The organism is Pseudovibrio sp. POLY-S9, from assembly GCF_001431305.1.
Taxonomy (GTDB): Bacteria; Pseudomonadota; Alphaproteobacteria; order Rhizobiales; family Stappiaceae; genus Pseudovibrio.
Genome location: NZ_LCWX01000239.1, coordinates 75,478 through 85,035 on the forward strand (window position 1 = coordinate 75,478; position 9,558 = coordinate 85,035).

Annotated in this window: 12 protein-coding genes and 1 pseudogene; 2 read left to right on the forward strand and 11 right to left on the reverse strand. The window is 50.6% G+C overall.

Features of this window, described 5'->3' with window-relative positions:
• The coding region (locus PPL9_RS26785; RefSeq protein ID WP_161831469.1) for a ParB N-terminal domain-containing protein at nt 1-185 on the reverse strand (185 nt) is incomplete at its 3' end.
• 132 nt (nt 186-317) lie between these two features.
• Between PPL9_RS26785 and PPL9_RS26790 the strand changes: the two genes are divergently transcribed.
• On the forward strand, nt 318-782 hold the full coding sequence (locus tag PPL9_RS26790) for a hypothetical protein (protein WP_057465588.1): 465 nt from the start codon (nt 318-320) through the stop codon (nt 780-782).
• A gap of 153 nt (nt 783-935) precedes the next feature.
• On the opposite strand, the gene PPL9_RS26795 is transcribed toward PPL9_RS26790, so the two are convergent.
• The 4 genes from PPL9_RS26795 to PPL9_RS26810 all read right to left on the reverse strand — a co-directional run bounded on the left by PPL9_RS26795 (nt 936) and on the right by PPL9_RS26810 (nt 2,420).
• On the reverse strand, nt 936-1,442 hold the full coding sequence (locus PPL9_RS26795) for a hypothetical protein (protein ID WP_057465589.1): 507 nt from the start codon (nt 1,440-1,442) through the stop codon (nt 936-938).
• A 13-nt stretch (nt 1,443-1,455) separates the two neighbouring features.
• On the reverse strand, nt 1,456-1,590 hold the full coding sequence (locus tag PPL9_RS34730; RefSeq protein WP_280139084.1) for a hypothetical protein: 135 nt from the start codon (nt 1,588-1,590) through the stop codon (nt 1,456-1,458).
• Between the two features lie 177 nt (nt 1,591-1,767).
• Nucleotides 1,768-2,097 (reverse strand): hypothetical protein, encoded by a 330-nt coding sequence (locus PPL9_RS26805; protein ID WP_057465591.1) that lies wholly within the window; start codon nt 2,095-2,097, stop codon nt 1,768-1,770.
• Nucleotides 2,094-2,420 (reverse strand): helix-turn-helix domain-containing protein, encoded by a 327-nt coding sequence (locus tag PPL9_RS26810; RefSeq protein ID WP_152986842.1) that lies wholly within the window; start codon nt 2,418-2,420, stop codon nt 2,094-2,096. The genes PPL9_RS26805 and PPL9_RS26810 overlap by 4 nt, the downstream gene beginning before the upstream one ends.
• 369 nt (nt 2,421-2,789) lie before the next feature.
• Here PPL9_RS26810 and PPL9_RS34465 point away from each other — a divergent pair, with 369 nt between their 5' ends.
• Nucleotides 2,790-3,077, forward strand: coding sequence for a hypothetical protein (locus PPL9_RS34465; protein ID WP_057465593.1), 288 nt, complete (start codon nt 2,790-2,792; stop codon nt 3,075-3,077).
• A gap of 883 nt (nt 3,078-3,960) precedes the next feature.
• On the opposite strand, the gene PPL9_RS26820 is transcribed toward PPL9_RS34465, so the two are convergent.
• From PPL9_RS26820 to PPL9_RS34470, 6 genes and pseudogenes are all read right to left on the reverse strand, one after another.
• Nucleotides 3,961-4,692, reverse strand: a complete 732-nt coding sequence (locus PPL9_RS26820) for an ABC transporter ATP-binding protein (RefSeq protein ID WP_208989663.1) — start codon at nt 4,690-4,692, stop codon at nt 3,961-3,963.
• Nucleotides 4,692-5,915: a lipoprotein-releasing ABC transporter permease subunit gene (locus tag PPL9_RS26825; RefSeq protein WP_082597131.1), complete on the reverse strand. Its 1,224-nt coding sequence runs from the start codon at nt 5,913-5,915 to the stop codon at nt 4,692-4,694. The genes PPL9_RS26820 and PPL9_RS26825 overlap by 1 nt, the downstream gene beginning before the upstream one ends.
• Before the next feature lie 224 nt (nt 5,916-6,139).
• Nucleotides 6,140-7,465, reverse strand: a complete 1,326-nt coding sequence (gene proS / locus PPL9_RS26830) for a proline--tRNA ligase (RefSeq protein WP_057465596.1) — start codon at nt 7,463-7,465, stop codon at nt 6,140-6,142.
• A 682-nt stretch (nt 7,466-8,147) separates the two neighbouring features.
• Nucleotides 8,148-8,426 (reverse strand): DUF1467 family protein, encoded by a 279-nt coding sequence (locus PPL9_RS26835; protein ID WP_057465597.1) that lies wholly within the window; start codon nt 8,424-8,426, stop codon nt 8,148-8,150.
• A 156-nt stretch (nt 8,427-8,582) separates the two neighbouring features.
• A complete protein-coding gene (gene mce, locus PPL9_RS26840; protein WP_057465598.1) occupies nt 8,583-8,987 on the reverse strand; it encodes a methylmalonyl-CoA epimerase in 405 nt (134 codons plus the stop codon).
• 233 nt (nt 8,988-9,220) lie between these two features.
• Nucleotides 9,221-9,558, reverse strand: a pseudogene (locus PPL9_RS34470) (MBL fold metallo-hydrolase); the annotation flags it as partial.

The window sequence follows — 9,558 nt, forward strand, 5'->3', positions numbered from 1 at the left end:
GCCAGACGGTGCGCACCCGCCACCAGTTCAATCTGTTTGGAGCGCCCGCGTTTGACCTCACGAACAACAATCGGCTCCTTCAGACCAAGCTCGTCAAGCGAGCTGGCAAGAACCTCAATCCAATCCTGATGCACAGGCCGCAGCCGCTCAGGAACAACAATGTCTTTCAAGGGCAAATGAGACATATCAAACCACGTTTAATTTGGTAAATTCCGAAAGGGCTCCGCTGTCCAGACGACGGAACAACACAAGACAGCGGAGCCATTTTCTCCTAAACTCAAAGATGCAAAACCAAAGAGACACAGGAGAAAGTTGAAATGAGTGAGATAGTTGAACAGGAAAACCTTTTTGATCAGTACCTTAACAACCTATCGGGACAGGAGCCTGACAAGAGCCTATGGCAGCCTGTAAAGGTTTCCAAAGCTCGCATGGCGCTGGTTGCTTTCAAGAACCTCCCAGTCTTTAAGGATGTCCTGATTGCGGCAGAACCATATGATCCAGACAGCAAGAAGGAAGCTGATAAGGCTCTGGAAACTCTGGCAAAGACCGATTCAACCGAAAGCTGGAAAGACCTTTCAGAAGGCGCATTGTCTGTTCTGCTAACGCAGTTCGAGCAATGGAACTCTAAGATAATCAAACCATCCTTCACCCATAACCCAGAGCTCATCAACTCAGCTCCTCCGGCCATGTCGCATCAGCAGGAACAAGTCGCGCTTCTTTTAGCGCTCTATACATATTTCGAAAGGGAGGCAGCTCAGAGCGATAGCGACCATAGATCATAAGAAAGTGGAACCGCTGCTTGGTTGAAAAAGGCCCATACTCACTCTCAAAATGCTGCATAGCTCGCTTATTCAAAGCATTGCAGGCTTCGAAAGTCTGGTACTTTTTCCTCAACTGTTCACTGCTCAGACCGGCAACGGGAGCTTCATTCGTCATCACTCAGTCCCTCCAGCCACGTCGCCAGTGAGGGGCTGGTCAGAAGCTCCAGCGACAGAAGCTTTCACCGCGTCGGTAATCCGTTCTTCAAACTGATCCTCGACTTCAAGGGCATCTCTGAGCCCTTTCATGAAATCTCTCCGCCGTGTTGCCTGACGCTCTGATCTTTCAGGGATGTCTGCAACACGATCACGAAAAACACGGGCATCCTGAGAGATAGTGCCAATCACACGCTCAATGCGAGACTCTTGGCTTTGCCATGCCAGCAACAACACGTCGCGGGCTTCAAAGGCATCACAGCCAGCTTCCTGCAAATCATCCACGATCTCTTCAGCAAGCCGTAGACAGTTAGAAAGCTTCACCGGATTTTCGGGAACAGCCTTCTCGCCATCGCCCTGAATTTCCTTAAAGGCACGATCCAAATCTTCAGTAGACCGGCAGGTCACCCCATCCACATTCACTTCAAAATTCACTTTCTTGCCATCACTTCCGTAAATATCGCTCATCTCTTTCCCCTTTTCAGCCCTGCCAGAGCTGGTCATCATCGGCCCCTTGGACCTGCCTCACAAAGCCTTCCAGCAACCACTCAGGGCCAATGCGAAAAGCCAGAGCAAGCAAGGCACGGGCAGCAATTTCACGAAGTTTGTCAGCCATTTTTTAGCCCCTCACGTTGCTTCCTCAGTGAGCGAAATCCTTCATCAAGAGCCAACCCGATGTTTGCCAGCTCTAGGCAAACCGCAAACAGCAAGTAGCTGCTCCAGAAGGAGGGATTTGTTTGCGTAAGGGTGTAGGCGTACACCGCGAACCGTGCACTCGTGAGTAAAAGAAGGATCATCTCAGCCCCTCCCGCAGATCCCGCAGGCCACGCTCAAGTGGCTTGGTCATGCCGGAATAGGGCTTGCAGGTATGGGGACTAAGCACAGCCTTCGCCACATGCCACGGTCGGCACTGGGGATGCTGGTTTGTATTCAAAGTCGCAGCCCATTCCTCGGCTCTGCTTTCAGAATGGAAGGGGCTCGCCTCCTCAAGCTTCGCACTGGTTTTAGGGTTTATGAACCAGTGCCCATCACGGGTGCACTTCAGCTTTTCCCAATCACCAATGAAGTAAATAAAACCGGGTTTCACGCTGTGCTGACGCACGACATAAGCTGAGTTAGTCATGCCGCTGCCCCACATGTCATTTCTGGTGTGACGTTTTGACGTGGACCCAAAATCGGCTGTGTGCGATAGTTGCTCATGGGTTGAGGGTAAAGCCGCTCACCTGTAGAAGCGTCATGGCGACTGGGCCAGATATTCTGAGGAGGAAGACCAAGAGTTTCAGACAAAGCACGTTCACCTAAAATATGAGGTTTACGCGCAGCATTCTTGGCAGTGCCATTGGGAAGATCATAGTTTCGGTCAATTTCTGCGTAGGATGTACGCAGCTCACGAAGACGGGACATGATCTGCCAGGGCTTCATGTCAGTTCGAGTGTTAAGCGTCATAAGAGCCTCTAAAACCGCGACAATCAAAAGGCTGCCACCTTGCGATTGTCTTTTTTGAAGCAACTGCTTCTCCTTAAGTACAAAAAGGATAATAACTATATTTGGTAACTAAGCAATGGCTTAATAACCATTTTTGGTTGTTATTGATGAATGGCGCGCTCAGCAAAGTCAAAAACAGAACTAGGTCAAAGACTTATAGAAATTCGCGGCGACGAGAAACGTGTTGATTACTGCGAACGTCTCGGCATATCTGAACGCACTTACAGGGATTATGAGCAAGGATTCAGAGATCCAAGTTCCGAAGTTCTAAAGAAGATCTGTCAGCTTCAAAATGTAAGCCTAAACTGGCTCGTTCTTGGGGAAGGCTCAATGCGCCTGGGCGAAACAGAAGCACCTCAAACCGCTGCCATTGAAACGGAATTCTTCGTCGCCGTTCAGGAGACCATCCGCAAAACATATAAGGAAGTCGGCGCAAGAATATATGATGCTGACCTGGCACGCTTCTCAGCCGAAAAATACGCTGAGTACATCGCGCTCGCAGCAGATCCGAATAATAAGGAACAGCGCGACGCATTGATGCTGGTGCTCAAAAGCAATCTGAAAAAACAACTCACCACAGCATCACCTGATCGGGCACAAAGCAAACGCCAGGCTTAAGACTGGTTGTCACAGCAATTTTCGCATACCTAGGCGCGAAGGTAAGTGCTATCAGGAATTGATCCTCTGATATCTGCAACCTGCACCTGTCCACGAGAAACAACGCGGACAATTACCTAAGGTTGCAAGCACCCAAAGATACGTCGAAGCTTTTTCGAACGATCTTCGAACGCCACCCGATTTCGTGAATCGCAACGGCCAGTATCATCCGCCCGTTTCAGCCCGATTTCACGCAGCAACGCACAAATCACAAAATAACGCAGGAATTCGTTCCAAGTTCAAAATCGGGAAATCCTGAGTTATCCGCAGAACTCAGCCAAAAACAGAACTAGGAAGCCAGTTCCTACTTCTCCGATGAACGCAAAGCTGATATCAGGAAAAAGAAGCCACTCCCCAACGCCCAAAATCGGCAGCTTCCTGCGGCTTCGAAGGGTCTTCGAAAGGTCCACCCACATAATTGCAAAGAGCCGTCGAACTCTAAATTCAAGTGTCCATCTGGGGAATTACTCTAAAAACAAGTGTCCATCACCCACTTCAAAATAGACACAGTTCAACACCCAAAACCACCCAACAAACCGCAGACTTCTCCCAATAACTCCGGCTGTTCCCGCCCAATCCCGGATATTCCCGTCTACTCCAAGTCCTAGTGTCCCCCATCAATCACCACTCAAACACAGCAAGGTATTTCCCTCAGCAACTCAACAAGTTGCTGAATCAATCAGCGTTAACGCCGCAGGTAAGTATCGCGGAACACCAGCCTTGCTTGAGCACTCAGACAGAGAGAACAACAGGCATCAAAACAAGAACATCTCCCCAAAACAAAAATGCCAGCGAACAGGTCGCTGGCATTTGATTCTCAATGGAACGCACTCTCATTTCCAATTTAAGGAAGCTCGACCACCTTGCCTTCGCGCAGTGTAATCCGTCGGTCCATCTGTTTTGCAATTTCCAGATTGTGGGTTGCCAGCAAGGCCGCCACACCGGAGGCACGAACCAGCGCGGTCAGCGCCTCAAACACATACTGCGAGGTGTTCGGATCAAGGTTCCCCGTTGGCTCGTCTGCCAACAGAACTCGCGGTGCATTTGCAACCGCACGCGCAATCGCAACACGCTGCTGCTCACCACCGGAAAGCTCCGCTGGACGATGAGTTTCCCGCTCAGATAAACGCATATAAGAGAGCAGCTGGCGTGCGCGCTCTTCTGCATCCTGACGTTTCAGTCCGCAAATCATCTGCGGCAACGCAATGTTTTCCAGCGCAGTAAACTCTGGCAGCAACTGATGGAACTGGTAGACAAAGCCCACCTCAGTCCGCCGAATGGCTGTGCGCGCATCATCATTGAGCTTGGAGCATTCCCGCCCGCCAATCAGCACCTCACCGCTCTGCGGCATTTCCAAAAGGCCAGCCAGATGCATCAGCGTAGACTTACCTGCGCCGGAGGGTGCCACGAGCGCAACCATTTCCCCTTCATAAAGGTTAAGGTCAGCGCTCTTCAGAATTTCCAGTTTGCTGTTGCCCTCAACATAACCTCGGACAACATTCTTCAAACTCAGAACAGGAACGCGTTCCTCACCCTTAAGCGAAACACCAGCAACCGGTTTTGTTGGTTTATTCATCATTCGTAGCGCAAAGCCTCAACAGGATCGAGCCGGGCTGCGCGCCAGGCAGGGTAAATCGTAGCAAGCAGGCTCAAGACCAAAGCCATAATAACAACACTGGTCGTCTCACTTGGATTCATTTCAGCCGGCAGCTTTGAAAGGAAGTAAAGCTCAGGCGAGAACAGCTCGGTCGAGGTCAACCAGGAAATTCCCTGACGAATGCTCTCGATGTTCCAGCACACCACAGTACCCAAAATAAACCCGGCAAACGTACCAATGGTTCCAATGCTGGCTCCTGTGATGATGAAAATCCGCATCACCGCGCCGCGGGTTGCACCCATCGTACGCAGCACGGCGATATCACGGCCCTTATCTTTCACAAGCATGGTCATGCCGGAAATGATATTCAAAGCGGCCACAAGAACAATCAGCGTGAGGATCAGGAACATCACGTTACGCTCAACCTCAAGCGCTGAGAAGAACGTCATATTGCGCTGGCGCCAGTCAGAAACGAACACAGGCCGTCCAGCCTCTTCCTCAATAACAGGTCGCAGCGGACCAACAGCATCCGGGTCATCAGCATAGACCTCAATGCCCGTCGCCAGACCTTCTTTATTGAAGTACAGCTGTGCCTCATTAAACGGCATAAAGGCAATCGTGCCATCATATTCGCTCATGCCAATCTGGAAGATCGCAGAGACCGGATAGCCCTTCACGCGCGGGGTCATCCCCATCGGCGTGATGCTGCCACGCGGGGTAATCACGCGAACCGTATCACCAACAGTAACACCCAGCTGACGCGCAAGACGGGAGCCAATGGCAACACCTTCGCCATCATCAAACCCATCCAGCGTTCCAAGCAGAACATTCCCGGACACCAGATCCAGCTTATCAAGATCAGCCTTATGAACACCGCGGAACAAAGCGCCCAGATCAGCGCTTGGTCCGGAGATCATCGCCTGCCCTTCAACAAACGGCATAGCAAAATCAACACCGTCAATGCCAGCCAGTTTGACCGAGGTCGCCTCATAGTCATTGAGCGGGCTATCTATGGGCTGCACAAGCACGTGTCCGTTGATGCCAAGAATTTTGGTCAGCAGCTCCGTTCGGAACCCGTTCATCACCGCCATGACGATAATCAGAGTTGCAACGCCCAAAGTGATGCCCAAAAAGGACAGACCGGCAATAATTGAAATGAAAGTTTCTTTGCGTCTGGAGCGCAGATAACGCCCTGCCAGCATCCACTCAAAGGGTGCAAACCACCGGTTCTTTCCGGGATGAGCCGCCTGAATCTCTGCCGTCATACTAGACTATTCTCCGTTTCCGCCTGTTCAACTACCCCGTGGAATATAGGGAGCATGAAGAGCAAGTGCCATAAGCTCTGGCAAAAAGGCCCGGCAGCAGAAAGGCCGCCGGCACCTAGCATACCATTGAAGCTGCTGAGTTACCCCAAGCTTCGCTGATATCAGCCTTTTAAGGCAGAAATCAGTTTGTTGACAGCCGCTTCCGGGGTCAACATTTCGCGATCACCAGTTGCACGGTCTTTGACTTCCACTTCACCGGTCTTCAGACCACGTGGGCCAACAACCAGCTGATATGGCAGACCAATCAGATCCATGCTTGCAAATTTCTGGCCTGCACTGGTCTTGCGGTCATCATAAAGAACCTCAACGCCAGCCTTTTCCAGCTCTGCGTAAACGCTCTCACAAACTTCATCGCACTCAGAACCAACCTTCATGTTGATCAAGCCAACATGGAACGGCGCAACTTCTTTTGGCCAGACAATGCCATCATCATCATGGCACGCTTCAATGATCGCGCCCAGCAGGCGGGACACACCAATGCCGTAGGAGCCCATGTGAACAGGCTGTTCCTTGCCTTCAGCAGTCATCACCTTCGCGCCCATAGGCTCGGAGTATTTGGTGCCGAAGTAGAAGATGTGGCCAACTTCGATACCGCGTGCAGAAACTTTCTTGTCTTCTGCAACAGCCTCAAAGGCAGCTTCGTCATGCATTTCGTCAGTTGCCGCGTAAGGCGTGGTCCACTGCTCAATAATGCCGGAAAGGTCACCATTGAAATCAATATCTTCCGCCGGAGTTGGCAGGCCAAGAATATCCTTATCAAGGAACACTTCGCTCTCACCGGTAGACGCCAGCACGATGAACTCGTGAGACAGGTCGCCGCCGATCGGGCCAGTGTCCGCCTTCATAGGAATTGCAGTCAGACCCATGCGGGCAAAGGTGCGCAAGTAAGCGACGAACATGCGGCGGTAGGCTTCTGTTGCACGCTCTTTGTCCAGGTCGAAGGAATAAGCATCCTTCATCAGGAACTCACGGCCACGCATCACACCGAAACGAGGACGCACTTCATCGCGGAACTTCCACTGTATGTGATAAAGGTTCAGCGGCAGGTCCTTGTAGGAGCGCACGTAGCTGCGGAAGATGTCAGTGATCATCTCTTCATTGGTTGGGCCAAAGAGCATTTCCCGTTCATGACGGTCTTCAATGCGCAGCATTTCTTTGCCGTATGCATCATAGCGGCCACTTTCGCGCCACAGGTCAGCAGGCTGAATGGTTGGCATAAGCAGCTGGACAGCACCGGAGCGGTTCTGCTCTTCTTCAACAATACGCTGAATCTTGTTGAGCACACGGTGGCCAAGCGGCAGCCATGCATAAATCCCGGCTGACTGCTGACGGACCATACCCGCACGCAACATCAGGCGGTGCGATACGATCTCGGCTTCTTTCGGAGTTTCCTTCAAAATAGGCAGGAAATATCGGGACAAACGCATTAGTTTAACTCTTCAGGTTTAAAGGCACGCAAGCTTTGGCTCACCACCAAACATCATTTCTATGTCTTCTTAGCAAGCAGAACGCCTGTTGTAACTGCCAACATGGCTATATGCCAATTTTCTAAGACATATTTCCCCATACACGCAGCTTTTTGCCTACACCTTCGGGTTCAACTCACGGAATCTCCGAAAAATTATAGCTAAAATTTTAGGCAAGCAAAAAATTGCGGCGAATTGATACAAAATGATGACAAACTAATGTGATTACGTTAGTGTCTGTTCAACAACAAAAACAACACCCTTAAGCGGTGTTGCAAGGTATCGCGATCTTTAGTCTTGGGAGGAAGGTTCTCGGGCGCCCGTTTGGTTGCAGCCGGCACTCTACGCAAGTGCAAAGAGAACATTTAGACGCGGAACTCGTTCTAACAGCAAGGCTTCGGCCTTGCTTTTTTTTCGCCAATTTCTGCCGTTTCACTCCATGATATTCTATGAATACCGCATTCAGTTTACTCATATCAGCATACTCACCAGAGTCTGAATACAGCAGGGACAAGTGTCTCTCTAACAACACCCCTCTAAACGCAAAAAAAGCGATTCTAGAGAATCGCTTTTTTTGACACTTGATGGATTTGCTCTGTAACTCGCTGATTTTACGCCACACAATTGATGTGCAAAACCAAAATCAGGAAGGAGCGTTGCCCATTAATTGATCAACAAGTGGAAACAGATGCGCGCCAAGGCCGGACTCAAGGAACCAATAGAAGGCAACGAACACAATTGTCGTTACAATCGTGTTGATGATCACCTTCTTCAGCATCTGAGGATTTTTGGGCGCGCTCTCAGTCGTTCCCGGAACTACTTCGCCCTCTTCCGCCTGAGTGCGAACACCAAACGGCAAAATGGCCAGAAACAAAATCCACCACATCATGAAGTAGAGTGCAACGAGTAGCGGCGTAGCCATAAATGTGCTCCTGGAACGTTCTTGTTTCTTCTGCGGCTGGTCACCTTACTGTTGTATCACAAAGCGACCAGCGCCCTACAGGTTTTTACCTACAAGAATTAGGCCCGAACCGAAAGCCTTCCAGTTTCCTCAAACCACAAGTCTTTCAAGGCAAACTTAAGCCTGTTCCAACTCGGTCAATGTTCCAAGGAAGTCTTTTGGGTGCAAGAACAACACCGGCTTGCCATGTGCACCAATCTTCGGCTCACCATCACCCAGAATCCGGGCTCCGTTAGCAACCAGCTGATCGCGCGCTGCAAGAATGTCATCAACTTCATAACAGATGTGATGGATACCACCTTGCGTGTTACGCTCCAGAAACTTGGAGATCGGAGAATTCTCGCCAAGCGGCTCCAGCAGTTCGATCTTCGTGTTTGGAAGCTCGATAAACACGGTCGAAACACCATGATCCGGCTGTGCCACTTTTTCTGAGGCAATGCCGCCGAGTGCATCACGATACACCTTCAGGCCTTCTTCCATATCCAACACGGCAATCGCGACGTGGTTCAATCGTCCAATCATGACGGTCCTCCCAATAACTCTTTGTTCTAGAGCGCGTTCCATTCGATTGCACACAATCAAATGACAAGAAGCTGCTCAAACAAAATGTCAGAGCACAGCACCTATCTGCAGATGAACGCCTATGAGTTCTAAGGAACAGATTTCATTCACAAAGTCCATTGGATCAAAAGTCAAAGGCCGCAGATGATATGCTCATCTGCGGCCTTTGACTATCTCAAAAATGTGTCTGAGGATCAGACGCGCTGCACCAATGCCTTACAAAGAGGCTTCTTGCCCCAATGCTCTACAACTGCATAACGCCCCGCCCGTCTGGCAGCTTCACGCACCAGTTCCACATCACGGCGGCGGCTCTTTGGAATGGAAATCACAGCACCATAAACGGCATCACGAACGGCATCCTCAAACGGTGTCCCGTTTTCAGTTTCATCCGGCATCCCGAACAGAACCACATCGATATCACCAAGCAACTCGCCGCGACCATCCACAATCAGAGAGACCGTCACGCAGCCGCCATAAGAAAGCTTCCGGCGTTCCTGAACACCAGTTTCCTCAGGCGCTGCAATCAAATGGC